Here is a 26,999-nt window from a genome sequence, read left to right on the forward strand (position 1 = left end):
TTCTTATCATTTAAGAGAAAGTCTGTTATTATAAGAGATGTAGGTATTATATTTTCAAGGGGATGAAAACATGGAGTACAGAATTGAAAGAGATACATTAGGAGAAATAAAAGTTCCAGCTGATAAATTATGGGCAGCACAAACACAACGTAGTAAAGAAAACTTTCCAATTGGAACAGAGCAAATGCCGCTTGAAATTGTAAAAGCATTTGCAATTTTAAAGAAGAGTGCAGCACTTACCAATCAAAAATTAGGAAAGCTATCAGAAGAAAAAGCAGAAGCAATTGTTGCAGCAGCTGACGAAGTCATTGCAGGGAAATGGAATGAACATTTTCCGCTTGTCGTATGGCAAACAGGTAGTGGTACGCAGTCAAATATGAATGTGAATGAAGTAATTGCAAATCGTGGGAATCACATTTTGAAAGAGAAGGGATGTGAGGTACATATTCATCCGAATGATGATGTGAACATGTCACAAAGTTCAAATGATACATTTCCAACGGCGCTTCATGTAGCTTGTGTAATCGCAGTAGAAAATCACGTATTACCAGCAATTACGAAATTAAAAGAAACTTTAGCAGAAAAAGTAACTGCATTTGAACATATTATAAAAATTGGTCGTACACATTTACAAGATGCAACGCCGTTAACTTTAGGGCAAGAAATTAGCGGATGGCACCGTATGCTTGAAAAAACAGAGCGTATGATTGCAGAGAGTAATACATATATGAAAGAGTTAGCAATTGGTGGAACTGCGGTTGGAACAGGTATCAATGCTCATCCTAAATTTGGTGAGATGGTATCAGAGGAAATTAGTCAATTTACAGGTAAACAATTTGTTTCTGCACCAAATAAGTTCCATGCATTAACGAGCCATGATGAAGTTGTATATACTCACGGTGCATTAAAAGCATTAGCTGCGGATTTAATGAAAATCGCTAACGATGTACGTTGGCTTGCAAGTGGTCCACGTAGTGGTCTTGGAGAAATTATTATTCCAGCAAATGAACCGGGAAGCTCTATTATGCCAGGGAAAGTAAATCCAACGCAAAGTGAAGCATTAACGATGGTTGTAGCGCAAGTGATGGGGAATGATGCAACAATCGGATTTGCTGCGAGCCAAGGTAACTTTGAGTTAAATGTATTTAAACCTGTTATTGCTTATAACTTCTTACAATCAGCTCACTTATTAGCGGATGCAATTGTTTCGTTTAATGACAATTGTGCAGTTGGTATTGAAGCAGATGAAGAAGTAATTAATGAAAATGTGAATCGTTCACTAATGCTTGTAACAGCGCTAAACCCACATATCGGATATGAAAATGCAGCGAAAATTGCGAAGCATGCTCATAAAGAAGGGTTAACTTTAAAAGAAGCAGCATTGCAATCTGGGCTACTAACAGAAGAGCAATTTGATGAAATTGTAGATCCAAAGAAAATGATTGCTCCAAAAGAGTAATAGAGAAAGCCAAGGTTCTTAGTATAGAATCTTGGCTTTTTTGATGTTCATTTTTATGTTTCATCTACTTGCAATACTACAAGCTTCAAAATATATTATTTGTTAGCAGGCGTATTCATTACTTTCATCTGTGGGCAGTTCTCTTTTAAGAGTGAAATGAATTTTTCTTCTTCTAGTGGTACGAAAGTGGTCACTGAGGCAAATAAATTGTAATGGATTTCTAATTGTTGTCTAGTCCATTTTTTTGAATGAAGTTTTTTACCAGAGTATTTAACGTGACGAATATCTTCAAATGGAATTTCAGTATGAAAAATGAAACCGTGTTTTACAACAAGAGATGATTCCGTTATGTTGTAGTGAGAGAAATAGAATGAAGAAAGATTCACGATGTTTAATAGCATCATGAGGGTGAAAAAAATAGAATTTTCATTTTGGAAGAATAGCGAAATGAAAAAAATAATTATAAATAATGTAATGAAAATGACGTGGAATGGATTTTTTTTCGCTTTAAACTTCAAGTTAGTCACCTCAGTATACTTGTCCTTTAACTAAATTAAATCATAACATTGTGATAAAATTTCTTGATGGGATAAATTCAAAAGAAGTTTTGTAATAGTGGAGTGGCATAAAGTGACTTACAAGAATAGAAAGATAGCGTTAGTCATAATTAGTTGTATGATGATTATGAGTAGTTGTGCTAATAAATTTGTTGAAGATAGAAATCGAAAGCATACATTTGTACAAGCAAGTAAGGTTTTAGTAGAGACTGTAAATAGAATATATAAAGTGAAACGTTAATATCAGTGGGAGGCTTACTGCCCGGTAAATAGCGGGATAAAAAGTAAAAGGTGTTTTCTTATACGGAAACATCTTTTTTGTAGTTAAAATTGAATACTGAAGTTTTGGAATGAGTGAATACCGGTTTCATATTCACTAATCGCATATGTATTCTGTGCAATTTACTTAACGGTAAACCATAGGTCTTGAAGAATATTCATGTTCTATTTTACATCCTATAAAATGAATTTGTATAAACATATTCGCTTTTCGTTGTATTAAATCCTTTCGATAGATGTTTTTATAAAAGTTTATAAAATGGGCAAACGAAACGTTGAAATGTTTGTTTGTGTTGTGATAAGATGATGAAGTGATAATAAACGATATAGTGATTTGTTTGGTTTTTAAATAAACATTTTGAAGGAGTGTTTAGTATGAGCGATATTTCAGAGAAGTTTTGGGATGCGTCAATAGAGGAATTAAAGAAAGGGTATGTGTTTGATGAAGAAAAAGAGGGGTACATTTGCTTAGCTTGTGGTGAAACATTTATTAAAGGTGTTATTTATCAAGATAATCAAGTTTTGTATGAAGCAGAGAAGTTCGTCCAATTGCATATTCAAAATGAGCATACGTCTATGTTTGATTATTTGCTAAATATGGATAAGAAATTTACTGGATTAACGGATTTACAAAAGAAAATGGTTCAGTTTTTCTATACGGGACTGAATGATAAAGAAATTGTAAAAGAGTTGGATGGCGGGAGTACATCAACAATTCGTAATCATCGATTTACACTGCGAGAGAAAATGAAGCAAGCAAAAGTATTTTTAGCGCTAATGGAATTATCAGAAGAAAAATCAAAAGTACAAACGAAATTTGTGCCAATTCATAGAACAGCAACGATGGTGGATGATCGATACAATATTACGGAAGAAGAAAATAATGAAGTATTAAAAGCTCATTTTCCAGAAGGATTGGATGGACCTCTCTCTAAATTTCCGAAGAAACAAAAGCGTAAATTAATTATATTGCGCCATTTAGTGAAGAAGTTTGATAGTAATAAAAAGTATACTGAAAAAGAAGTAAATACAGTGATAGAAAATGTATACCCTGATTTTGTAACTTTAAGAAGATATTTAATCGAATATGGATTTTTAGATCGAACAGCCGATGGAAGTCAATATTGGGTGAAGTTATAATCATACGAAAAGAAAATGAATAGAAGCACAGTATTATAACAACTATACAAAGAGATAGAGATTGAAAATAGATTTTTAATAAAAGGAGAAATGACATTTGAAACCACCTGCAGATAACAATAAAGAAGGTGCGGAGTCACATAAGTTGGAAAGTGAGAGTAAACCGATTTGGAAATCGATGTCGATGTTTTTAGTACCGTTATTATTAAGTAATGTACTACAATCGGTTGGACAATTATTTGGTATGGTAGTAGTAGGAAGATGGCTTGGAGTTAATGATTTAGCGGCTATATCAGCATTCTTCCCATTATTTTTCTTGCTCGTTTCATTTATAATTGGTATCGGTTCAGGAAGCTCTATTTTAATTGGTCAGGCGTTTGGTGCTAAAAACGAAGATCGTTTAAAAGCTATCGTTGGTACGACGCTGACATTTACCTTTATTATTGGAGTTGTGTTGGCGATAATAGGCAGTATTTTTGCGATGGATATTATGCGTCTAATGGGAACGCCAGAAAATATCATTGAAATAAGTGTACATTATGCACGGATTTTATTTATATCAATGCCAGTATTATTTTTATATTTCGCATATACAACATTTATGAGAGGTACAGGAGATTCTAAAACGCCATTTTACTTTTTAATTGTAAGTACAGGGCTAAATATGATTTTATTACCAGTTCTTATTTTTGGATGGTTAGGGGCTCCGAAATTAGATGTGTATGGAGCAGCCTATGCCTCTGTTATATCTACAGTTATTACGTTTATTGTCATGCTTGTGTATTTAAAGAAGAAAAATCACCCATTACAACTAGATGGAACGGTTAGAAAATACCTTCGAATGGATGGGGAGTTATTAAAGCTATTACTAAGGCTCGGTATTCCAGCGAGTATTAATATGATATTAGTTTCATTATCTGAAATTGCCGTAATCGCATTTGTAAATCGTTACGGTTCGGATGCAACAGCTGCTTACGGCGTTGTGAATCAAGTTGCAAGTTATGTACAAATGCCAGCAGTTAGCCTTGGTATTACAGTTTCTATTTTTGCGGCACAATCGATTGGTGCGAATCAATTTGATAGATTGCAAAAAGTTGTGAAGGCCGGAATTATTATGAACTACGTCATCGGTGGTGTGTTAATATCTCTTATTTACTTATTCTCAAGAGACATTTTATCACTATTTTTAACGAGTCAAACTACAATTGAAATTGCTCATAGCTTAGTTATGATTACGTTATGGAGTTATTTAATTTTCGGTCATGCACAAATTATTAGTGCGACAATGCGAGCGAGCGGTACAGTACTTTGGCCAACTGTTATTGGAGTTGTTTCAATTTGGCTTGTAGAAGTACCCGTAGCATATTATCTTTCTTACCATACAAGTCTTGGAATAGAAGGCATTTGGATCGGGTATCCAGCAGCATTTATTGTCAGCTTACTATTGCAGTATGCATATTATAAGCTTTCATGGCAAAAGAAACGAATTACACGATTAGTTAGTTAAATAGAAAAATGTCCCTAAGTTATTAGACTTAGGGACATTTTTTCGTAAGTGCAGGTTTACAAATAGCTTTTTAAAGTTATATCAAAATGTTGTCTAATGAGTGTTTTATCACTCATATAAAACTCCCATGCTTTTTCCGATTCACCGATAATCTCAAAGGATTCCTCTGTAATATATAAAGCGCAATTATCCTCCAGTGCAATTCCTTCTATATTCCCTTGATGATTTTGTAAAAAGGAATGGAAGGCGTTCATTCTGTTTAATTGATTATAATGTGGACAGAATCTTTTATTAACAATTCCCCAACCGTTACTCTCTATATAACCAGAACCCTCATAATCTGATCGGATACTAGACGTGAACCAACACATAGCACCAGCGCTATAACCAGCAATAAGTGTTCCTTGTTGCAGAGCCAATAATAATTTTTCATCGAGTCTATGTTCTTTCCATTGCGTAAGCATGTGAATATAGTTCCCGCCACCTAGATAAATTAAATCGGCTGAATGAATCATCTCGTCTATTTCATACTTAGAAGGTGAATCTGTTGTAATGCGTAAAATTTGTACTTCACAATGTAATTGTTTTTCAAACGTGTCTAAAAATAATTTTATATAGCTTTCATCATCATGACTAGCCGTTGGAATAAACAATATTTTTGGGTACTGTTTATTTGTTAATTCTATAAGGCGTTCATTAATAGGCAAGTGATTTGAATCTTGTAAATCACCGCCACCAATGACAGCTAATTTCATAGTAAAGCACCACCTAATTATTTTTGTTATATAAAAATTCGATAGAAGAGAGTTACATTCCTTCCGTAATGTAATCAATAATTAGAAAATGTAGCTTAAGTATATCGGAATAGTAAAGAAACTACTGACTATATATAACAATGCATTAGAAACCGTACATTGATATATAATATTTCATACTAATGTTTCAAAATATGGAAAAAATATGTTTAAATAGATATAATGACGCATGGATTCATATTGAATTTATACTTATATTTTAAAAGGGTATCGGAAATAATAGCGATTTTTTAAAACAGTTTTTACTTTTAATAGGAAGTTGTATTACAATATGTTAAAATTATTTCAATATATTCATTTAATATGAAATACAAAGAAGGAGCGTGAAAAAAGTGGATTTTCGATTTGAATTTACAACGAAGCTGAAAGAATACTTAGACGATGAGAAGGATGAAAAAATAATAAAAGATGGACACAGAGATGTAATTTTTCACTATTTATATGCGTTAGAGACTGAAATTGGCGTTGTTAAAAATCCTAATTTTACTTTTTTTGCATCAGGAAGACGTTCACATATAGTGTTAGAAAACGTTGAATTTAAAACAGAAGTAAATGTAAAAAGTAATATAATTGAAATTACAAAAATAGTGGATAATGTAGCTATTCCGTTAGATACTATCGTAGCGAAAGATCGGGAATTATTTGCACTTGGACGTAATGAGAAGTTTAGTGTACAAATATTAGAGCAGTATCTTTTTGATACATTTGGAGAAAAATTAGGTTTAAAATGAATGGAATAGCCTATGTATTTATGGGTAGTTAATTTTCATATATATCATTTACGTTTGACCTTTCATTTAATTTATACTACAATTCGTAGTGTGAAAGGAGTTGTACAATGTTTACTCAAAACTATAAGTTAAATGAGCACGGGTTAAATCATTTCTTTGGACCGCTTGAAGCGAAAATTATGGAGATTGTTTGGTCTAGCGATGGTATTACTATTAAAGAAGTGCAGCAGAAATTAAGTGAAGAATCACCTGTGAATTTTAACACTGTTATGACAGTTATGAACAGGTTAGTAGAGAAATTACACTTAGAAAAACAGACTGTGAAAAGAAGTGGTATATATCGTGCTGTACAAACAAAAGAAGAATTCTTATCCAATCAAACGAAGAAAATGACACAGGAATTGATGGGGGAATTTGGAGATTTAGTTGTAAATCATATGTTAGATGAGTTAGAGCAGGCTGATCCGACTTTAATAAAAAAGTTAGAAGACAAATTGAGTCAGTTAAAAAGAGAGGATTAATGAAATGAAATGGCAAATGCGTAAAATCGTATTGTTAGCAGTAATTGTTAGTATCCTCTTTTTCAGTATGTTAGTGTATTACGTTACATATCCATTTCTGTTTCAAAATAAGATGTTCCTTCTTTCAAATTTTTGCTTGTTCCAGTTAGAAAAACATATGAAAGAATTATCGCTGATTCGTATTATAATCGCTGGATTATTATTACTTACTGTATTAATCGTGTGCAAAAGAATTTGGCGACAATTTTTCTATAGTAAAAAATTACAAAAAGTACTTATCCCTTTCGTCCGAAAAAGAAAACAAATATATATATTGCCGACTACGGAAGTTGCGGCATTTACAATTGGGCTATTTCGTCCGAAAGTTGTCATGTCGGAAGGGTTGCTTCAAACATTTTCAAATGAAGAAATTGATGCGATTATTTTCCATGAAGAATATCATCAAAAGAATTGGGATCCGCTAAAATTATTTTGTTTTACGCTATTAGCAGAAGGAATGATGTACATACCGATATTAAAAGGGTTGTTACAGCGATATCATACGTATCAGGAGCTAGCTGCTGATAAATATGCGATGCAAAAAATGGAATCTTCATTTGAGTTAGGTAGCGCGTTATTAAAATTAATTAAAATAAAGACAATGGAAAATCGATGTGTTACAGCTTCATTTGCAAAAACAGCAATAAATTTACGAATCGAGCAAGTGTTAAATGAAAAGGTTGTTAAGATTACTATTCCGTTACATACGAATTCGGTATATGTAACAGTAGGTTTATTCTGTATGTCGGTTGTACTTATTGTCGGAGAGTGCATATAGCCTCTTTTTTTAAGAATAAACACTACTCATTGTAGTGTTTTAGGGGGAATAAAATGAATGCAGCAGATTTAACAATTTGGCTTGTGGCTGGGGCGGGAGTATTGTCATTTATATCACCGTGCTCTTTACCGCTATATCCATCTTATTTATCTTATATTACAGGTGTATCTATTCAAGATTTAAAAGAAAATCGTGGGATTATGCAAAAATCAGCGATTATACATACAGTATTTTTTATGATCGGATTTTCGGTTATATTTTACGCGTTAGGTTTATCGGTAAGTTGGATTGGAATAACATTTTCATCTAACCAAAAATTGATTCAACAAATTGGTGGGATTTTTATTGTTTTAATGGGGCTATTTATGACGGGCTTGTTTCAGCCTAAGTGGCTTATGGCAGAGAAAAAGGTGCAGTATAGAAGTAAATCGACTGGATATATTCGCTCGATTTTAGTCGGTATGACATATGCAGCAGGTTGGACGCCATGTGTTGGACCGATATTTTCAGCTGTACTCATGCTTGGCGCGACGAATCCTGAAGGGGCGCTTCTTTATATTACAGCGTATACTCTTGGGTTTGCGGTTCCATTTTTCGTGATGGCATTCTTTATTGGGAAGGTAAAATGGATTGTTACATATGCCAATGTCATGATGAAAATTGGCGGTGGAATGATGATTGTAACAGGTATTTTATTGTATACAAATCAAATGACGAAAATTACAGCATTCTTTATTCGTCTATTCGGTGGATTTACAGGTTTTTAAAAATGAGGAGGAAGAAAAGTGAAGAAACTAATTGCTATTATACTAGTAGGTGCTCTCGCTTGGGCGGGGGTTAACTTTTATAATTCAAAGAAAGAAGAAAAGGAAAGAAAAGCAAAGCAAGCAGAGTTACAAGAGAAAGAAGTATTACCACAAGTAGGTTTTAAAGCACCTGGCATCACATTAAAAGGATTAGACGGAAAGTTGCAGTCGTTAAATGATGCCAAGGGAAAACCATATATTATTAATTTTTGGGCATCATGGTGTGGGCCGTGTGAAATGGAGGCACCTGACTTAGTTCATATGTATGATAAATATAAAAAGGATGTTGAAATTTTTGCGGTGAATGCAACTGTTAGTGACCCAGTACAAGAAGCAAGCGCATTTGCTAATCGCTATGGATTTGAGTTTCCGGTTCTACTAGATATGGACGGAGTAGCTGGACTAGATTATAAAGTATTCTCTTTACCGACGACATTTTTTGTTAATAAGGATGGAATTATAGTAGATCATGTACGAGGTGTATTGCCACCAGATCAATTAGAAAAGAAATTTAAGAAATTGATTGAGAGCTAAAAGGGGATTTCGTGATGATGGAGTGGATCGTGAGATTACAACCCGTATCTCTTATAATTGGAAGTCTATTTGGATTTATGTTGATGAAACGAAAGATGAGGCATCAAAATGTATCATATGAAAAAATGATGGATGCCGTAACAAATGCGTTTCTTATCATCGTATTTGTATGGAAGTTTGCACCAGCAATTTTAAATCCTGTATGGGCTTTTGGATCGCCAGTGCAAGCAATATTAGCTGTTGGAAGTATGCAACATATTGTAGTAGGATGCGTAATTGCTAGTGTATACATTGTTTGGAAAAGTAAAAAGGAAGAATTTTCGCTTCGTATTTTACTTGATGTACTGCCTTTTGGATTGTGTGTGAGCATTATCTTTTATTTTCTATTTCATCATGAAGTAGGTGCACAAACGACACTACCATGGGGAATGAAAATATATGAATCTAAACTATTATATCACCCTATTTTCGTATACGAGATCATCCTTGCTCTTTGTATAATGGGCTTGTTATGGATGAAAAATGAAAGGCTCGGAAATGGAAGGAATATAAGTATTTTTCTAATTGTTGAGGGGTTTGCTCATATTATTATTTCGCTTGTTAGTGAACAAAATTCGGTTCTGTTTGGTCTATCAGCACAGCAAATAATGAGCTTTTGTATTATTAGTTTAGGGATTTTGTTGGTGCCTAAAAAATAAAAAATAGCCATTAACGGATATTCCCCGTACATGGCTATTTTTTTATTACATATATTAAAAAATCGGCGGAGTAACAGAAAATAAGACTACCGCATTTTTCTCAAAATGATTCACCCATTTATGCTTTAAATAAGCAGGTATTTTTACACTGTCACCAGTTTCTAATACGTATTCTTCCTCATTTAAATATAATGTGATTTTCCCTTCTAAGACAAATGCTAATTCTTCTCCTTTATGTTCTAGCACATTTTCTGATGAAGCTGTATTAGGCGGGACGGTCATAATTGCTGTTGCTAAATTTCCAGTGAAATCAGGTGAAAGCATTTCATATGATAAATTATCGATAATCATTTTCTTTCGTTTATGGGAACGTACAATTAAATCGTCTGTATTTGTATCTTCAAGTAAAAAGCTAAATGTTGGCACATCAAGAGCTTTAGCAAGCACTTTTAATGTTTGAATAGAAGGGTTAGCGGACCCACGTTCAATTTGACTTAACATAGATGGTGTAATATTGGCCATCTTTGCTAGTTCTTTATTAGTTAAACCTTTTTCTTTTCTTTGTTTTTCAATTTTTTTACCAATATCTATATTTTCCATAATGAAAATCTCCTTAAGGATTATTAAATTATATTTAAATAAATTAAATTAAAATTAACTAAAGTGAACGATTTGTGTTAAACTATATTAAAATTAATTTAATTATAATTTATTATATGGTGAGCTACAAGGATATAAGGAGGAAACAAAATGAAAGAAATAGGGGCATTACAAGCAGAATACCCATTAGTGAATAAACTTATTGCAACAGAAGAAGTATTTTGGATAAACCCACACATAGAAAAGTATGAAAGGGCAATAGAAGATTCACCACTTAATGAAGAGAATGTAAAAGAGGCGGAAGAGAGATTAAAGCGTTTTGCACCATATATTGCGAAAGTTTTTCCTGAAACGAAAGGGACGAACGGCATAATCGAATCACCTTTAGTAAAAATACCTTCTATGAAAGAAGCTTTAGAGACAAATTACAAGCAACCTATTTCAGGAGAATTATTATTAAAATGTGATAGTCATCTTCCAATATCAGGATCAATTAAAGCTAGGGGTGGCATTTATGAAGTGCTAAAATATGCTGAACAATTAGCTTTGCAGCATGGTATGTTAACAGAAGAAGATGATTATTCCATTTTAGATAGTGATACATGTAGAGAGTTTTTTGCCAAATATTCAATTGCGGTCGGTTCAACAGGAAATTTAGGGCTAAGCATTGGGATTATGAGTGCGAAACTAGGTTTTAACGTAACGGTTCATATGTCAGCAGATGCGAAACAATGGAAAAAAGATTTATTAAGAAGTAAAGGTGTAAACGTTATTGAATATGAAGATGATTATAGTAAAGCAGTAGAAGAAGGAAGAAGACAAGCGGATGCGGATCCTAGCTGTTATTTTGTAGACGATGAAAACTCACATGATTTATTTTTAGGATACGCAGTAGCTGCATCACGATTACAAAAGCAATTAGAAGAGTTAGAGGTTGTAGTAGATAAAGATCATCCTTTATTTGTTTACCTTCCGTGCGGAGTAGGAGGAGGACCGGGTGGAGTAGCATTCGGTTTAAAGTTATTGTATAAGGATAATGTTCATTGTTTCTTTGCAGAGCCTACGCACTCTCCATGTATGTTACTCGGCTTAATGACAGGCCTTCATGACAAAATTGCCGTTCAAGATATCGGAATTGATAATGTAACGGATGCGGATGGACTTGCGGTAGGAAGGCCATCTGGATTTGTCGGGAAAACGATGGAACCATTTTTGAGTGGGAATTACACAGTAAGCGATGAAGAGTTATATAGATTGTTAAAAGAACTAGCTGATACGGAGAATATTTATTTAGAGCCTTCTGCACTAGCAGGTATGATAGGGCCAGTGAAAGTATGTAAAGAAGATGAGTATTTACAAAAGCAACAGTTAACAGAGAAGGTGAAAAAAGGTACTCATATTGTGTGGGGAACGGGTGGAAGTATGGTTCCAAAAGATGTAATGAATGAATATTATAGGAAAGGTTTGGAATTAACGGTATAAGAAAAATGAGGCTAGTTGTAGCCTCATTTTTTCATGTACATAAAAATCTTTGTTATTTTCACAATAGTTCTTTATAGTATATATAAAGGATAACTAATATTGAATAAATATAACAAAAAGCTTTATTTTACATAATAAGAGGATGTGTATACGATGTCATTACAGACTAAATATATAGCGGGTATTTCGCTTGGGGTTATGGGTATAGGCTTTGCGGCTTCTATCCCTTTTCAAGGAACGATAGCTGGAGAGATTATACAAGGGGGATTTGAAGCTGGGTTAGTTGGCGGGCTTGCAGATTGGTTCGCAGTTACAGCATTATTCCGTCACCCGATGGGAATTCCAATTCCGCATACAGCTTTGTTACCTAAAAACCGTAAACGAGTAACGAAAGGGCTCATCAATACGTTAGAAAATGAGTGGCTAACGAAAGAAAGTATTACGAATAAAGTAAAAGAAATGCAGCTAGCACAAATGGTGCTACAAATTGCAGAGAGAGAAATACAGTCTGATGCTGTGAAAAAAGGCATTGTAACGATTGCTGAGAAGGCGATTGTTTCAATCGATACAGAAAAATTAGCGGTTATTATTGAAAAAGAATTAAAGACGTATTTACATACAATTAATACAAGTAACATCTTACAAGTGCTTGTTGATCAATTAGTTGTGCAAGAATATGATGAGAAGACACTTGATTACATTTTAGTAAAAGTGAAAGATTGGACAGCGCAAGATGAAGCACGCTACCAGCTTGGAAGTTTAGGTATGAAGGCGATGGAAAATATAAAAGTAGATGGATTCTTACAGTTTACATTGAAATCGTTTATGAATATTGTAGATGAAGATAAAATTGGCGGCATTTTGCAGAAGTTTATTATTAGCAATATTAACAGCTTACAAGATGCAGATAATAGCACGAGACAACTTATATTAGCGAAAATTCGTCAAGAAATTATAAATGTAAAAGAAAATGAAGCGTTACTACAAGAATTAGAAAATTGGAAAGAAAAATGGATTGCCAATTGGAATGCTACTGACAAAATAAAAGAGATGCTAGAGCAAGTACAGCAAAGAACAGTTGCTTTTGTAAATAATGAAGAATTTGCTGATAAATATGTTATTCCATTTTTACAAAAACAAATGAATAAAATAAAAGAAGATGAACAGACAGTTCAAAAAATAGAAGATTGGTTACAAAAACAAGTTGTAAGTCTTGTTGAGAAGAACCATTCGAAAATTGGTAAGCTTGTACAAGAAAACCTTGATAAGTTAGATGATAAGACGTTAATCGAAATGATTGAAAATAACGTCGGTAAAGATTTACAGTGGATCCGAGTAAACGGGGCTGTTTGCGGATTTATGATTGGATTAGTGTTAGAAGGAATTAAAGCGATTATATGAGAAAAACCTTCCGCAATTGCGGAAGGTTTTTTATTTTTCGAGAACACTCATATTCAAATTATAAGCTTTCTCAATATTTAACTTGTACGTCCCATTTCCAGTTTTAATCGAATTTTTATACCAATGTTCTTGGTTGTTTAATTCTGGATGTTCTTCTGAAGAAGTATTTTCGTTTTTCGTTAAATCTTCTACTTGTTCCCAAGGTGTACTTCCATGTGTTTCTTTTTGATTCGTTACTGCTGTTAAAGATATATCACTTTCTTTTGCAAGATGGACAGACACTCTTGAGCTTTCCTGTACAAACCAATTATTTTGTAATTGACCTGGATAAAGAGATAGTTCGTTATTTGAAGCACGGATTTCCACATTTTTATTTTGCGGAAGAACAAGCGTTGGTTTCACCTGTGGTGCTGAATTAAATAACGTATGCTGAACAGGTAATGATTTTAAAGTGATATACATCGTTTCTCCAGCCGTTTGAACTGAAAGGAAATCATCTCGTTTTAAATTGAGTTTTTCATTTGCTTTCGTTGTCATTTCATAAGTTCCCAAAAGATGAATTTGATTTGTATTATTTCCCTCTATCGTTAGAGGTTGATGGCCTGCATCTACTACGATTTTTTTGATAGATTCAGGTATATCAAATTGTCCGTCTGGAATATTACTCGTTTGCCTCGTTGTGTTAATAGAGTGACGAACTTCTTCTAGTAATCCAGTTGATAATAAACAGTAAAAAGCAATTCCGACGCTTCCTAAAACACCGATAAAGAAAATACTAAAAATATCATATTTAATAAATGATTGTTCCTTCTTAGAAAATAGAAGGTATAGTAAAACTTCAGCTCCAAGTATGATAAGTAAAACTGGCCACCATGCAGTTAGTGTATCTAATACTTGAATTCCTTTTACGACTGAAAATAGTAAAAAGCACCCTAACGATATAATAGAAAGCCCCATTGAGAATGTTCCAACACGCCAAGTCCTCATTCGCTTGTCCCACCTTTGTTTTCTTTATTTCCAAGTAACAATTTAAAGCCGCCGCCAATTAAAAGGAGCGCAACGATAGATGTCTGGAAATAGCGATAATATAGTTCACTAAGATGAATATTAAATATAGTTACAAAATAATCATTCAAAATAGGAAGGACTGTTTGATTTAGTAAATAATAACCACCGAGTGTAATTAATCCGATACCGATCCATCTTTGATGATTTATAAAATAATCGATAATGGGTTCGTCTTGTACTCGTTCTTTTCCGTATTTTGCTGTTTGCTGTAACGCATCAAAAAAGCTATAGAACCAAATGATTGGTACTAAAAATAAAAACGCAGAAAGTCTTAATAAGTCGAGTAAATAAATAGATAGTAAAAAGGCTGCCATAAGCTGAAGACCACGGCGTTGTAAACCTAAATACATATGACCTGCTCCAGGGAACATCGCTAAAATAGAAGCAAATGTTTTACTTTTCTTTCCTTGCTCTCGATGTTCTTCAAAATCTTCGAAAATAGTACGGTCAATTAATTGCTCGTCGCGTTCTTTTTTCTGTAGTTGCTGAACAACGTCAAAGAAATTATAAATCCATAAAACAGGTAACGTAATAAGAAAGATAAGGAAACTTCCTTGAGATGTTAATAATGTTACAAATATAATCATGCTGCCTAAGCCAGCGCAAGCGACTAAAAACGTAAGACCGCGTTGCATAAGTCCTAATTGGAAATGGCCAAGTCCAGGGATGATGGATAGGAGAATGATATAAAATCGTTCGCTCTCTTTAGAGGAATTTATCAATTCTCCAGCTTCTTGTTTTTTCGTTTGTTTTATAATGGTGATAACTAAATCTAGTAAGTTAATTACCCATAGAACAGCTAGTAAAAATAGAGAAAGAAAAGCAATATCACGTTCTCTTACTACTATGGTACAAAATACTGCAAAGGAGAATAGAAATAAAGATCCTCCGCTATATAAAATAAACCGTCCTAGCTTTTTTAAGTATAAATGTCCAAGCCCAGGAATTAGCCCTAATACAAGTGCTAAAAAGGGGTTTTTATTCATGCTTTAAACCTCCGTCCTTTTTTGATGTATCTACCGATTTGTTTACAATTTGTTGTGAGATAGAAGACTCGTTATGTTTTGAAGATTTCTCGAAATTTGATGTCGCTGTAAAAATATATTGGAATAAACCACTTACCATAAAAATAATTGTAGCTGCAGTCGCAATTATGTAGTGAATAATTGTGCGTTTTAGTGAGTTTGTTTTTATATTTTCATTAGGTTGTAGCGTTTCAAAATTAATTTGCGTCATAACTTCGTTCGTAAATGAATCATCATTTATCATTGGAAGGTTTTCATGTTGTTCATCAATACTTTCCATATAAAGTGTTAAACAATGATCACATTCGTAAAGATGTTCTTCCATAGATTCACGTTTATTGTTTTCTATAAAATCTAATGTATAATTGCGCCAATCTTCTTTTGAATAATGCATCATAGAAACTCTTCCTCCTTCCAATGTTTTTTAATCCATTTTCGTGCCCGATACAGTTTCATTTCGACTGTTTTTACTTCGATGTTTTCCTGTAAAGCAATTTCTTGATAACTTTTTTCTTCTAAGTAATGTGCGAGAACGACGTCACGGTAATTTTCGGGAAGTTCTCTCAGTTTTTGAGCAATGAGTAATTTCTGCTCTTTCGTCAATAATAAAGCCTCAATATTATGAGAGGACTTTATATTTTCCTCAGCTTCTTTACATAAGGAGAGTTCTTCACTTTCTCTAGCTTTCTTCCTCTTATAATCAATAGCGTGATTGGTGGCAATACGCGCCATCCACGTTTTTAATCCGCGAAATTGATAATTTGGGAGAGAGGTGTGAATTTTTACGAATACTTCTTGTGTAACATCTTTCGCATCTTCTTCATGTCTTAAAATAGAAAAGATAACTTGAAAAATATAATGACGATATGTTTGTACAAGGATACGAAAAGCATGCTCGCTTCCTTGCTGTGCTTTTTCAATTAATTGTTTTTCCTCAATGGGTCTCTCCCTCCTTTTTGACGCATTCTATTATATAGACGTAAAGAATGATAAGTCACCCTACACATATTGTAAAAAAAGAATAATATATTTTTTGCAGGAGAGCTAGATGAAAAAAGGTGTGAAAAAATGGTAAAGAGAAGTATATAATGAGCAAGTAGGAAATGTTACACGGAGAAAGGATGTGAATGTTAGTAGGGGAAGGGCCATACTAACAAACATGAAAATTAAAATATTAATAGCGGATGATAACTCTTTTATTAGAGAGGGCATGAAAATTATTTTAAATACATACGAAGAGTTCGAAGTAGTAGATACTGTAAATGATGGGGAAGAAGCTGTAGCATATTGTAAAAAGCATGAAGTTGATATTGCTCTTTTAGATGTTCGCATGCCAAATATGAACGGGGTAGAGGCGACGAAGTTCATTTGTGAAGAGACGAAAACAAAACCGCTTATTTTAACGACGTTTGATGATGATGAATATATTTTGGATGCAGTAAAAAACGGAGCGAAAGGTTATTTGTTAAAAAATAACGATCCGGAGCGTATTCGTGATGCGATAAAAGGAGTATATAACGGTCAAACTGTTATGCAAGATGTTGTCCTCGATAAAATTAAGTCTAATTTAATGGAAAGTAAAGAGGAAGAATGTAAAATTGATAAGAGCCTTTTCACAGAAAGGGAGCTTAGTATTATCGCATTAATTGCAAAAGGTTTCTCGAATAAAGAAATTTCGAAACAGCTTTTTATATCTGAAGGAACAATTGCAAATTATATTACGTCAGTTTTAGGGAAAACTGGACTTGAACATCGCACACAAATTGCGATTTATTACTTAACAGGGAAAGTAGATTAGTGATATGGAATTTTGGCTAACTGTAAGTAAATTAATTGTCTTTTTATATATTGTGTTTAGTTATATTTACGCAAATGTAGTAAATTTACCTTGGGTTATATTTACTTTACTTATTTACCTCTCTGTAAACGTAATGATTTCTATATTTAAAAAAGATACGTATAAAAAATTATTAATCTGTATGTCAATTGGCATAATTATGTTATTTACATGGAGGGTTCATCCATTTTTTATTTTGTTTTTACCTTTGAACTTATACGAAATTACATTCCATTACATAGAAAAGAATTGGCCACGCTTTGTTGTTATGATGCTCCCAATTACGATTGCAGATGAAAGTATTCGAATGACTTATGGATTAATTGTTGCATTTTCTTTTCTCGTTTTAACTATAGCAGATCGATATATATCGCGTGTAGTAAAGCTTGAATCGCAAAATGATAAGATGCGAAAAGATATGCAACGACTTACGAAAAGCTTACATGAAAATAAAGAGTACATAAGACAATCTGAATACACATTTAAGCTAGAAGAGAGAAATCGGTTATCGCAAGAAATTCATGATAAAATTGGTCACTCGATGACGGGTGCACTTATTCAAATGGAAGCAGCAAAAAGGTTAATGGAAATAGATAAAGAAAAATCTGCGGAGTTATTACAAAATGCAATTCACATTTCAAAAGATGGAATTGAAAGTATTCGCATTACATTAAAAAATATGAAGCCTCCAACTGAGCAAATTGGCATTCATCGTATGAAATTATTCATAGAGGAATTTGCCGGTAAGAATGATGTGAATATTCCTTTTGTATACAAAGGGAACTTAGATATGATTTCTCCTATTCAGTGGAAAATTATCGGTGAGAATGTTACAGAAGCACTAACAAATGCAATGAAATATGCTGATGCGACAGTTATTTCTATAGATATTCATGTACTTAACAAGATGGTTAAGGTGCAAGTGAAGGATAACGGAAAAGGGGTAGCTCTTGTTAAAAAAGGTCTCGGTATTATGGGGATGGAGGAGCGAACGGCGTCTGTAAACGGAAAAATTATTGTAGATGGGACAAGTGGTTTTTCAGTAACGATGTTGTTGCCAATATAAAGAGAATGGTACGAGGATGAACCATCTCATATGAAAAAAGTGAATATTCTCATGTGAAAAGAATGAACTTCTGCACTGAGCAGGTTCATTCTTTTTGTTTATACTAAAAGCAGAGAAACCGAAATAGGGGTGAAAATGATGAATACATTAGAAATTAAAAATTTAACGAAAAAATTTGGTGATTTCATCGCAGTTGATAATATGTCTTTATCTATTAAAGAAGGAGAAATATTTGGCTTTTTAGGATCAAATGGTGCTGGTAAGAGTACAACGATAAATATGATTGCTGGTTTGTTAAGAAGTAATGAAGGTGAGATTAGCATACTAGGAAAAAATATAAAGAAACATAATCGATTTGCGAAAATGAATATCGGTATTGTTCCGCAAGATATTGCGATTTATGAAGAGTTAACTGCCTATGAAAATGTGAAATTCTTTGCTGGATTGTACGGGTTACGAGGAGCCGAATTAAAAGCTAGGGTAGAGGAAGCTCTTAAATTTGTAGGACTTAGTGATAAACAGAAAAGCTATCCGAAGAACTTTTCTGGTGGGATGAAGCGAAGACTGAATATCGCTTGTGCAATTGCTCATAGACCGAAGTTAATTATTATGGATGAGCCGACAGTTGGAATTGATCCACAGTCAAGAAACTACATTTTGCAGTCAGTACGTAAATTAAATGAAATGGGAAGTACAATTATTTATACGAGTCACTACATGGAAGAGGTAGAAGAGATTTGTACGAAAATAGCGATAGTAGATCACGGTAAAGTAATTGCAGAAGGTACGAAAGAACAGTTAAAAGCAATTATTACTGACACGAAAGATATTTGGATTGAAGTGAAATCGGTAGAGAATTTAGATGTAGAAAAATTAAAAGAGATAAACGGTGTGAAAGCAGTTCAAATTGAAGAAAACGTAATTAAAGTGAATTCTGATGCGGGATTAAATAATTTAAATAAAATCATTCAACACTGTATCAATCATGATATTGAAATTCGTTCATTAGAGGAGCAGGCTCCCAACTTAGAAACAGTATTTCTTACCTTAACCGGAAGAAACTTACGAGATAAATAAAAGGTAAATGAAGAAAAGGTAAAGGGAGGTTCATCAATTGAACATCTTCAATATTGCAATTATGCACATTAAAAGAGAATTTAGAGACGTAAGAACTTTAGTTTTTATGTTAGCATTTCCGATTGTACTTATGCTTGTGTTAGGAACAGCGTTAAGTAATGCATTTAATAGCGATAGTCATACTATTAAAGATATACAAGTGATATACAAAGATGAAGCAAATGGTACGTTTTCTCAATCATTTGAAGCATTTGCAAAAGAAGTAAGTAAATCTGGTATTTACTTTAAGAAAGTTTCTGAAGAGGTAGATGGAAAAGAAAAAGTAAAACAAAACAAATACGCTGCGTATGTAGAATTGAATAAGGACGGGGTAAAGTTTTACGGAAGTGATAGAAGTAGTATTGAAAGTAGCATAGTTGAAGGAATGATGACTACATTTGTTGATAAGTACAATGTAGTAGTTGAGATTGAGAAAGTAGACCCTAGTAAAATTAGCACAATAATTCCGAATGGAGAACGTAATGAGTATATTAAAGAAACGGCATTACAAGCGACTAAAAAACCAGGTTCTATGGATTACTATGCAATTGTAATGACAACGATGGTTGCTTTGTATGGTGCGATGGGAGCAAGTAATTTAATTAGAGGCGAACGAATACGTAAAACAGGAGATCGTCTCATTGCTGCACCTATAACGAAAGCGGAAATTTTTATCGGGAAAATATTGGGTAATATGGTGGCGAATGCACTGTGCATACTACTTGTCGTTTTATTTAGTAAATTTGTTTTTCAAGCTAACTGGGGCGATCATCTTGGAGTTGTCTTACTTATTTTACTAACAGAAGTCCTTTTAGCAACTAGCTTCGGCCTCGGCATCGGATATATTACAAAAACAGGTGAAGCATCTAGAGCAATTATTTTAGTTATCGTACAACTAGCTTCTATTTTTGGCGGGGCATACTTCGTAGTAGAAGAAAATTTCATTACGAATTTATCACCATTAACGTGGGCAAACACTGCCGTTATGAAAATTATTTATGCAAATGATGTAGGGGCGGCACTACCAGTCATCTCTTTAAATATCGGAATCTCAGCACTCTTTTTATTCATATCGATTATCGCATTACGCAGACGGGAGGGGCTATAGTATGAAAGATATTTTATGGCTTATGCAAAAAACATTATCAGTCCTTTTGAAAAATAAAAAAGGGTTACTCATTATTATTAGCTTGCCGATAATAGGAACGTTAATCTCCTTTTCAATATATGGAAATGCGGGGCAAGGGACGTTAAATATCGGAGTTATAAATAAAGAAAATGAGTCGATAGCAAATGATACGGTGAAATTTTTAGAAGAAATCAATCATGTAAAAGTAAGTAAAGTGAAAGAATCTGAAGTAGAAGATAAACTCACTTCAAAAAAACTTGATGGAGTGATTACGTTACAGTCTGGTTTTTCAGAAAGTGTCCGAGAAGGAAAACCAAGCAATATTGAAATTTCATCGATTAAAGGTGATCAAGTAACAGCGTTTATTAAGTCATATTTGTACAATTATATTGATAATGTAGCAGCGATAAGTAAAGTAGCAGGAACAGATCAAAGTGCATTTGATACGATGTACGCAGGATATCAAAAAAGTTCATTTAAAGTGAAGACTGAGACGTTAGAAGATACTTCGAAAAATAAAGATATGACGAACCAAACCATGGGTTATCTTATTATGTTTATGTTATTTTCAGCAGTGAACTTATCAGGCTATATTTTAAAAGAAAAAGAGAATAGAACGTACTTTAGATTATTATCCACGCCGATAGATGGAAAGAAATTTATATTATCTAACGTCGGGGTAAATATGATTATATTAACAGTACAAATTATGATTACAATCCTATTCTTAACGAATGTTTTTCATACGAATATCAATATGCCCTTCATCGTTATGGTTGGTGTACTGATGATATTTGCTTTAATAGCGATTGGAATGTCGTTAGTAATTGTTGCTTTTTCAAAAAACTCATCATCGGCAAATGCGATGCAAAACATGGTCATTGTACCAACATGCTTACTAGCGGGTTGTTATTTCCCATATGACATTATGCCAAGTGCAGTACAAAAAGTAGCTAATTTTCTTCCACAGCGCTGGTTGTTAGACACAGTATCGAAACTACAACAAGGAATACCATTCTCGGAGTTGTATTTAAACATTTTAATTTTATTCGCTTTCGCAATTGCATTCTTCTTAATTGCGATTTATAAGTTTGGAAGAAATAATGATGCGAGAAATTTTGTTTAATGTGAAAAGGATGTGACGTTAAGTCACATCCTTTTTTGTATGAAGCATGAAATCTAAATTTGAATGACAAAATAGAAAGGTGGAAAGAAAATGATCGGAAGGAAATCAAAATGATTAAAAAAATATTGCGAGTTACTTCTATTGCTATTTTCGTTTTTATTTTAATTTGGGTTCATATTGACGTTACACTCGGAAGAAAAATGGAAGCCGGGAAAAACATGCCGACAGAGTATGCGCCTCATTATAGTGACTTTCAATTATATGTAGAAGGGAAGTCTTTTTATAAACAATTATTTACTGATATAAGAGAAGCGAAAAGCTCCATTTACACGTATTTCTTCATTTTGTCGGATGATAAAAGTAGCCATACTTTTTTAAACTTATTAAAAGAGAAGGCAAAAGAAGGGGTAAACGTCTATTTATCCGTTGATCGCATTAATGATTTATCATTTGAAAGAAAGATGAAAAATGAATTGCAGGAAAATGGTGTGCATTTTACATATAGTAGAAAACCTGAATTACCATTCGGCTTTTATTCTCTTCATCATCGTAATCATCGCCGTATTACGACGATTGATGGGGAGATTGGCTATACAGGCGGATTTAATATAGGAGATGAGTACTTAGGGAAAGATAAGCGATTTGGATATTGGCGTGATTATCATGTACGACTTAAAGGAGAAGGAGCAAAAGATTTAGAACAGCAATTCGCTTTAGACTGGAAACGAGATACGAAAGAAGAGATAAAGAGAAGTACGAATAAAGCTAGTAAAGGGAATACATTACATACTATGACTAGTTACAATGGGCATTACGTTGCTGAAAAATATATAGAGCTCATAAAACAAGCTCAGCACTCTATTGTAATTGCAACACCGTATTTTATAGCGAAAAATAAAGAATCTATGAATGCTTTAATCGCGGCGCAAAAGCGTGGTGTTACAGTAAAAATACTTTGGTCATATAAACCGGATCTACCTCTTATAAAAGAAGCGGCGTATCCATACATACGTCAAGCTGTTAATAATGGGATTACTGTATATGGTTATAAAAAAGGAATGTTCCATGGTAAATTAATGCTTATTGATAATGAATTAACCGTTATTGGTACAACAAACTTTACTTCGCGTAGCTTCAATATAAATGATGAAATGAATTTTTATATTTATGGTGGTCCTATTGTAGGACAAGTTAATAAGGCGTTAACAGAGGATTTTCATGATTCGAAAGAAATGACGAAAGAGTTTTTTGAAAAGTTATCTTTTTGGGAGCGTTGTAAGGAGAAAGTGGCGGGATTGGTTGACTTCTATTTGTGATGATGAATTAGGAAAGGGTGCCTACAAAAGGCACCCTTTTTTGGTGGGAAATCATTATTTTTCATGCACCAGCATCGTAACATCATCATTAATCAACGTCCCCACATGTTCGCCTAAACATATTTTCTTCATGACACCAGGCTCATCAAAGTTAAAGACGTGTGCTGGTAAATTGTAGTCCCGGGCAAGCAGTAATGCCGCTTGATCCATGACTTGTATATTTTGTCTAACGACATCATTATAGTTTAGTTTGCTGTACATTTTTGCTGATTTATTATGCTTTGGATCACTTGTAAAGACGCCATCGACCCCTTGTTTTGCGACTAATATGGCATCACTATTCATCTCGATGGCTCTTTGTACACTTGGATAATCTGTCGTCACGAACGGTTGGCCGTTTCCGCCTCCAAAGATAACGATATAACCGTTATCTAAATGGTGGACTGCACGCAAGCGAATGTATGGTTCAGCTACTGCATTAAATGGAATGGAAGTCATAACGCGTACTTCTCTATTTGTTTTACTTGTTAAAACACCGCGAAGCATTAAGCTGTTAATGATTGTACCTAACGTACCGATATTATCAGCTTCTACTCGATCGATTCCCCATTCTTCAGCTAGATGCCCCCTAAAAATGTTACCGCCACCGATGACGATGGATACTTCTATACCTAAATCAACAATGGATAAAATTTCGTTTGCGATATGTTCTAATCGTTTGGAGTTAAAGCTATTTCCAGTTTGATCGGCAAGTGCACCGCCGCTTAATTTAATTAAAACACGTTTATATGGTCTCATAACAATTCCCCCTATATAGATCGCAATAAAAAAGGAACAAAGGCGAATGCCTTTGTTCCTTTTTAAGAAAATGAAAAAGAAAAGAAGAAGATAGAACGAATTGCTTTGTATAGTTTTTCATAACATCCACTCCTTTTCATTTTGATTTGTTGTAAGTATATATCTTTTTGATTATACGCAATAATCTGATTTCTTATCGAGTTTATTTTATCGTTTTTTAACAAAATGGTGTCAATGAAAAAAAGAAGAAAAATATTTGAATTTTTTGTGACGAACTTGTAGGTTTTTGTATGATTTTGTAGGTTCGCTTATAAGATGTGTGAGTAGCTTTTATAAATTCAAATTGAAAGCGTTCGCATGAAGGGGATGAACATAAATGAAAAAATTCGGATTGGCAACACAAATTTTTGTCGCGCTTGTTTTAGGGATTGTAGTAGGGGCAGTCTTTTATGGCAATAAAACGGCGATTTCTTATATCACACCAATTGGGGATATATTTATTCACTTAATTAAGATGATTGTAGTACCAATTGTTATTTCAGCATTAATTGTTGCAGTAGCTGGTGTAGGAGATATGAAAAAGCTTGGGAAACTAGGCGGTAAGACAATTCTTTATTTCGAAATTATTACGACGATTGCTATTTTAATGGGATTACTTGCAGCGAATATATTCCAACCAGGTACTGGCGTTGATATGAGTAATTTACAGCAAAGTGATATTTCTTCTTATAAACAAACTGCAGATGCAACAGAGAAGAAAGGTTTTGCTGAGACAATTGTTCACATTGTACCGAAAAACGTATTTGAATCGATTGCACAAGGTGACCTATTACCGATTATATTCTTCTCAGTATTGTTCGGCTTAGGAGTTGCGGCAATTGGGGAAAAAGGAAAGCCTGTTTTTAACTTTTTTGAAGGCGTACTCGAAGCCATGTTTTGGGTTACAAATCAAGTTATGAAATTTGCACCATTTGGTGTATTCGCATTAATTGCCGTTACGGTTGCAAAATTTGGTGTAGCGACATTACTTCCGCTAGGAAAACTAGTGCTAGCTGTATACGTAACTGTTATACTATTCGTTGTGATTGTATTAGGTATTAATGCACGAATGGTTGGAGTAAACATTTTTACATTAATGAAAATTTTAAAAGAAGAATTGATTCTTTCGTTTACGACAGCAAGTTCAGAAGCTGTTTTACCTAATATAATGAGAAAAATGGAAGAGTTCGGTTGTCCAAAGGCAGTTGCCTCTTTCGTAATTCCGACAGGTTATACATTTAACTTGACTGGATCGGCTATTTATCAAGCGTTAGCGGCATTGTTTGTTGCACAAATGTACGGTGTGCACATGTCACTAACGGAGCAAATAACGTTATTATTCGTTCTCATGTTAACATCCAAAGGTATGGCGGGAGTTCCAGGTGCATCGTTCGTTGTTGTATTAGCAACGTTAGGTTCGATGGGGTTACCACTAGAAGGTATCGCGTTAATTGCGGGAATTGACCGCATTTTAGATATGATTCGCTCATCTGTCAATGTATTAGGAAATGCATTAGCGGCCATTGTTATGTCGAAGTGGGAAGGCGAATTCGATAATGAGAAAGCAAAACAATATGTAGAAACAGTCAAAGAAACAAAAGCAGCATAAGAAATCGTTAAGGAGTGAATAATCATGGCAACATTAACTGAAGTTAAAAATGGTGTTCGAATTGAAAAAGATTTTTTAGGTGAAAAAGAAGTACCAAACCATGCATACTACGGCGTACAAACAATGCGTGCAGTTGAAAACTTCCCGATTACAGGATACAAAATCCATGAAGGCTTAATTAGAGCGTTCGCAATTGTAAAAAAAGCAGCAGCGCTTGCTAATACAGATGTAGGAAGATTGGAATTGAACAAGGGTGGTGCGATCGCAGAGGCTGCTCAAGAAATTCTTGATGGAAAATGGCATGATCATTTCATCGTAGATCCAATTCAGGGCGGAGCAGGTACTTCAATGAACATGAATGCAAATGAAGTCATTGCCAATCGTGCTCTTGAATTATTAGGAATGGAAAAGGGAGACTATCACTATATTAGTCCAAATAGTCATGTAAACATGGCGCAATCCACAAACGATGCATTCCCAACGGCGATTCATATCGCTACATTAAACGCATTAGAAGGTTTATTACAAACGATGGGCTATATGCACGATGTATTTGAATTAAAAGCAGAACAGTTCGATCATGTAATTAAAATGGGTCGTACACATTTACAAGACGCTGTGCCAATTCGTCTTGGGCAAGAATTTAAAGCATACTCTCGTGTGCTTGAACGTGATATGAAACGAATTCAGCAATCACGTCAACACTTATATGAAGTGAACATGGGAGCAACTGCAGTTGGTACAGGCTTAAATGCAGATCCAGAATATATTGAAGCGGTTGTAAAACATTTAGCTGCAATTAGTGAACTGCCACTTGTTGGTGCAGAAGACTTAGTAGATGCAACGCAAAATACAGATGCATACACAGAAGTATCTGCAGCACTGAAAGTATGTATGATGAATATGTCTAAAATTGCGAATGACCTTCGCTTAATGGCATCAGGTCCACGCGTTGGTTTAGCGGAAATTATGCTACCAGCTCGTCAACCAGGTTCATCTATTATGCCAGGGAAAGTAAATCCTGTTATGCCAGAAGTAATTAATCAAATTGCGTTCCAAGTCATTGGTAACGACCATACAATTTGCCTTGCTTCAGAAGCAGGACAATTAGAATTAAACGTTATGGAACCAGTACTTGTTTTCAACTTACTTCAATCAATTAGCATTATGAATAACGGTTTCCGTGCCTTTACAGATAATTGCTTAAAAGGAATTGAAGCGAATGAAGATCGCTTAAAAGAGTATGTTGAGAAGAGTGTAGGAATTATTACAGCCGTGAACCCTCATATCGGTTATGAAGCAGCAGCTCGCGTTGCGAAAGAAGCAATCGCGACAGGGCAATCCGTTCGAGAACTTTGTGTGAAAAATGGTGTACTGTCACAAGAAGACTTAGAATTAATTCTAGATCCATTCGAAATGACACACCCAGGGATTGCAGGAGCAACTCTTTTAAAGAAAAATTAAAAGAAGAGGGGGGACAAGCCCCTCTTTTTTGTTTACAATATAGAAATGCTATATATGAA

At 34.0% G+C, this 26,999-nt stretch carries 28 protein-coding genes; 20 read left to right on the top strand and 8 right to left on the bottom strand.

What is annotated here, in order from left to right; all coding sequences use genetic code 11:
- Positions 1 to 70: 70 nt before the first annotated feature.
- Positions 71 to 1,459, top strand: a complete 1,389-nt coding sequence (gene fumC, locus V7S45_RS08460) for a class II fumarate hydratase (RefSeq protein ID WP_342761733.1) — start codon at positions 71 to 73, stop codon at positions 1,457 to 1,459.
- Positions 1,460 to 1,554: 95 nt separating this feature from the next.
- Here fumC and V7S45_RS08465 read toward each other — a convergent pair whose 3' ends face one another.
- The gene (locus V7S45_RS08465; protein ID WP_025687715.1) at positions 1,555 to 1,977 is read right to left on the bottom strand and encodes a PH domain-containing protein; all 423 of its coding nucleotides are present in this window, start codon (positions 1,975 to 1,977) and stop codon (positions 1,555 to 1,557) included.
- Between the two features lie 112 nt (positions 1,978 to 2,089).
- Between V7S45_RS08465 and V7S45_RS08470 the strand changes: the two genes are divergently transcribed.
- From V7S45_RS08470 to V7S45_RS08480, 3 genes are all read left to right on the top strand, one after another.
- Complete coding sequence (locus V7S45_RS08470) at positions 2,090 to 2,257, top strand: hypothetical protein (RefSeq protein ID WP_000221433.1); 168 nt, start codon at positions 2,090 to 2,092, stop codon at positions 2,255 to 2,257.
- 413 nt (positions 2,258 to 2,670) lie between these two features.
- On the top strand, positions 2,671 to 3,435 hold the full coding sequence (locus V7S45_RS08475) for a DUF2087 domain-containing protein (RefSeq protein ID WP_001280279.1): 765 nt from the start codon (positions 2,671 to 2,673) through the stop codon (positions 3,433 to 3,435).
- 97 nt (positions 3,436 to 3,532) lie between these two features.
- Entirely contained in the window at positions 3,533 to 4,942 is a 1,410-nt protein-coding gene (locus tag V7S45_RS08480; RefSeq protein WP_025687717.1) for an MATE family efflux transporter, read from the top strand.
- A gap of 56 nt (positions 4,943 to 4,998) precedes the next feature.
- Here V7S45_RS08480 and V7S45_RS08485 read toward each other — a convergent pair whose 3' ends face one another.
- Entirely contained in the window at positions 4,999 to 5,697 is a 699-nt protein-coding gene (locus tag V7S45_RS08485) for a peptidase E (RefSeq protein WP_000762111.1), read from the bottom strand.
- Positions 5,698 to 6,089: 392 nt separating this feature from the next.
- On the opposite strand from V7S45_RS08485, the gene V7S45_RS08490 reads away from it, so the two are divergent.
- From V7S45_RS08490 to V7S45_RS08515, 6 genes are all read left to right on the top strand, one after another.
- Positions 6,090 to 6,488: a DUF3942 family protein gene (locus V7S45_RS08490; protein ID WP_000347525.1), complete on the top strand. Its 399-nt coding sequence runs from the start codon at positions 6,090 to 6,092 to the stop codon at positions 6,486 to 6,488.
- A 107-nt stretch (positions 6,489 to 6,595) separates the two neighbouring features.
- A complete protein-coding gene (locus tag V7S45_RS08495) occupies positions 6,596 to 7,009 on the top strand; it encodes a BlaI/MecI/CopY family transcriptional regulator (protein ID WP_000495053.1) in 414 nt (137 codons plus the stop codon).
- 4 nt (positions 7,010 to 7,013) lie between these two features.
- The gene (locus V7S45_RS08500; protein ID WP_025689553.1) at positions 7,014 to 7,826 is read left to right on the top strand and encodes a M56 family metallopeptidase; all 813 of its coding nucleotides are present in this window, start codon (positions 7,014 to 7,016) and stop codon (positions 7,824 to 7,826) included.
- 53 nt (positions 7,827 to 7,879) lie between these two features.
- Positions 7,880 to 8,593 (top strand): cytochrome c-type biogenesis protein CcdA, encoded by a 714-nt coding sequence (gene ccdA, locus V7S45_RS08505; protein ID WP_000990443.1) that lies wholly within the window; start codon positions 7,880 to 7,882, stop codon positions 8,591 to 8,593.
- Positions 8,594 to 8,611: 18 nt separating this feature from the next.
- Positions 8,612 to 9,166, top strand: coding sequence for a TlpA disulfide reductase family protein (locus tag V7S45_RS08510; RefSeq protein WP_000733174.1), 555 nt, complete (start codon positions 8,612 to 8,614; stop codon positions 9,164 to 9,166).
- Between the two features lie 17 nt (positions 9,167 to 9,183).
- The gene (locus V7S45_RS08515; protein ID WP_025689552.1) at positions 9,184 to 9,864 is read left to right on the top strand and encodes a prolipoprotein diacylglyceryl transferase family protein; all 681 of its coding nucleotides are present in this window, start codon (positions 9,184 to 9,186) and stop codon (positions 9,862 to 9,864) included.
- A 54-nt stretch (positions 9,865 to 9,918) separates the two neighbouring features.
- Here the strand turns inward: V7S45_RS08515 and V7S45_RS08520 are convergent, their stop codons facing one another.
- Positions 9,919 to 10,464 (bottom strand): XRE family transcriptional regulator, encoded by a 546-nt coding sequence (locus V7S45_RS08520; RefSeq protein WP_342761734.1) that lies wholly within the window; start codon positions 10,462 to 10,464, stop codon positions 9,919 to 9,921.
- Positions 10,465 to 10,614: 150 nt separating this feature from the next.
- Between V7S45_RS08520 and V7S45_RS08525 the strand changes: the two genes are divergently transcribed.
- Both V7S45_RS08525 and V7S45_RS08530 read left to right on the top strand, forming a co-directional pair.
- Entirely contained in the window at positions 10,615 to 11,946 is a 1,332-nt protein-coding gene (locus V7S45_RS08525) for a D-serine ammonia-lyase (protein WP_025687253.1), read from the top strand.
- 153 nt (positions 11,947 to 12,099) lie between these two features.
- Complete coding sequence (locus tag V7S45_RS08530; RefSeq protein WP_025687252.1) at positions 12,100 to 13,347, top strand: DUF445 domain-containing protein; 1,248 nt, start codon at positions 12,100 to 12,102, stop codon at positions 13,345 to 13,347.
- A 30-nt stretch (positions 13,348 to 13,377) separates the two neighbouring features.
- Here V7S45_RS08530 and exsE read toward each other — a convergent pair whose 3' ends face one another.
- From exsE to V7S45_RS08550, 4 genes are read right to left on the bottom strand one after another with little or no spacing between them, the layout of a single operon-like run.
- On the bottom strand, positions 13,378 to 14,334 hold the full coding sequence (exsE, locus tag V7S45_RS08535) for an exosporium protein ExsE (RefSeq protein ID WP_001261426.1): 957 nt from the start codon (positions 14,332 to 14,334) through the stop codon (positions 13,378 to 13,380).
- Positions 14,331 to 15,401 carry a hypothetical protein gene (locus V7S45_RS08540; RefSeq protein WP_001039115.1) on the bottom strand — a complete coding sequence of 357 codons (1,071 nt, stop codon included), beginning with the start codon at positions 15,399 to 15,401 and terminating at the stop codon, positions 14,331 to 14,333. The genes exsE and V7S45_RS08540 overlap by 4 nt, the downstream gene beginning before the upstream one ends.
- Positions 15,394 to 15,837 (bottom strand): hypothetical protein, encoded by a 444-nt coding sequence (locus tag V7S45_RS08545; protein ID WP_000972341.1) that lies wholly within the window; start codon positions 15,835 to 15,837, stop codon positions 15,394 to 15,396. Before V7S45_RS08545 ends, V7S45_RS08540 begins: the two co-directional genes overlap by 8 nt.
- Entirely contained in the window at positions 15,834 to 16,379 is a 546-nt protein-coding gene (locus V7S45_RS08550) for an RNA polymerase sigma factor (protein ID WP_256737415.1), read from the bottom strand. The genes V7S45_RS08545 and V7S45_RS08550 overlap by 4 nt, the downstream gene beginning before the upstream one ends.
- 220 nt (positions 16,380 to 16,599) lie before the next feature.
- Between V7S45_RS08550 and V7S45_RS08555 the strand changes: the two genes are divergently transcribed.
- The 6 genes from V7S45_RS08555 to cls all read left to right on the top strand — a co-directional run bounded on the left by V7S45_RS08555 (position 16,600) and on the right by cls (position 23,030).
- Positions 16,600 to 17,238 carry a response regulator transcription factor gene (locus V7S45_RS08555; RefSeq protein ID WP_000694093.1) on the top strand — a complete coding sequence of 213 codons (639 nt, stop codon included), beginning with the start codon at positions 16,600 to 16,602 and terminating at the stop codon, positions 17,236 to 17,238.
- Between the two features lie 4 nt (positions 17,239 to 17,242).
- Positions 17,243 to 18,343, top strand: a complete 1,101-nt coding sequence (locus V7S45_RS08560; protein WP_000397690.1) for a sensor histidine kinase — start codon at positions 17,243 to 17,245, stop codon at positions 18,341 to 18,343.
- A gap of 138 nt (positions 18,344 to 18,481) precedes the next feature.
- Positions 18,482 to 19,420, top strand: coding sequence for an ATP-binding cassette domain-containing protein (locus tag V7S45_RS08565; protein ID WP_001093804.1), 939 nt, complete (start codon positions 18,482 to 18,484; stop codon positions 19,418 to 19,420).
- A 37-nt stretch (positions 19,421 to 19,457) separates the two neighbouring features.
- On the top strand, positions 19,458 to 20,567 hold the full coding sequence (locus V7S45_RS08570; RefSeq protein ID WP_001020163.1) for an ABC transporter permease: 1,110 nt from the start codon (positions 19,458 to 19,460) through the stop codon (positions 20,565 to 20,567).
- Between the two features lies 1 nt (position 20,568).
- The gene (locus V7S45_RS08575; protein WP_000651904.1) at positions 20,569 to 21,714 is read left to right on the top strand and encodes an ABC transporter permease; all 1,146 of its coding nucleotides are present in this window, start codon (positions 20,569 to 20,571) and stop codon (positions 21,712 to 21,714) included.
- A 110-nt stretch (positions 21,715 to 21,824) separates the two neighbouring features.
- Positions 21,825 to 23,030 carry a cardiolipin synthase gene (gene cls / locus V7S45_RS08580; protein ID WP_322211114.1) on the top strand — a complete coding sequence of 402 codons (1,206 nt, stop codon included), beginning with the start codon at positions 21,825 to 21,827 and terminating at the stop codon, positions 23,028 to 23,030.
- Positions 23,031 to 23,084: 54 nt separating this feature from the next.
- Here cls and pyrH read toward each other — a convergent pair whose 3' ends face one another.
- On the bottom strand, positions 23,085 to 23,828 hold the full coding sequence (gene pyrH / locus V7S45_RS08585) for a UMP kinase (protein WP_001248059.1): 744 nt from the start codon (positions 23,826 to 23,828) through the stop codon (positions 23,085 to 23,087).
- A gap of 376 nt (positions 23,829 to 24,204) precedes the next feature.
- On the opposite strand from pyrH, the gene V7S45_RS08590 reads away from it, so the two are divergent.
- Both V7S45_RS08590 and aspA read left to right on the top strand, forming a co-directional pair.
- On the top strand, positions 24,205 to 25,476 hold the full coding sequence (locus tag V7S45_RS08590; protein ID WP_000713293.1) for a cation:dicarboxylase symporter family transporter: 1,272 nt from the start codon (positions 24,205 to 24,207) through the stop codon (positions 25,474 to 25,476).
- 24 nt (positions 25,477 to 25,500) lie between these two features.
- On the top strand, positions 25,501 to 26,940 hold the full coding sequence (aspA, locus tag V7S45_RS08595) for an aspartate ammonia-lyase (protein WP_342761735.1): 1,440 nt from the start codon (positions 25,501 to 25,503) through the stop codon (positions 26,938 to 26,940).
- Positions 26,941 to 26,999: the final 59 nt, after the last annotated feature.

The sequence above is a fragment of the Bacillus sp. BR3(2024) genome (assembly GCF_039134555.1).
GTDB lineage: Bacteria > Bacillota > Bacilli > Bacillales > Bacillaceae_G > Bacillus_A > Bacillus_A cereus.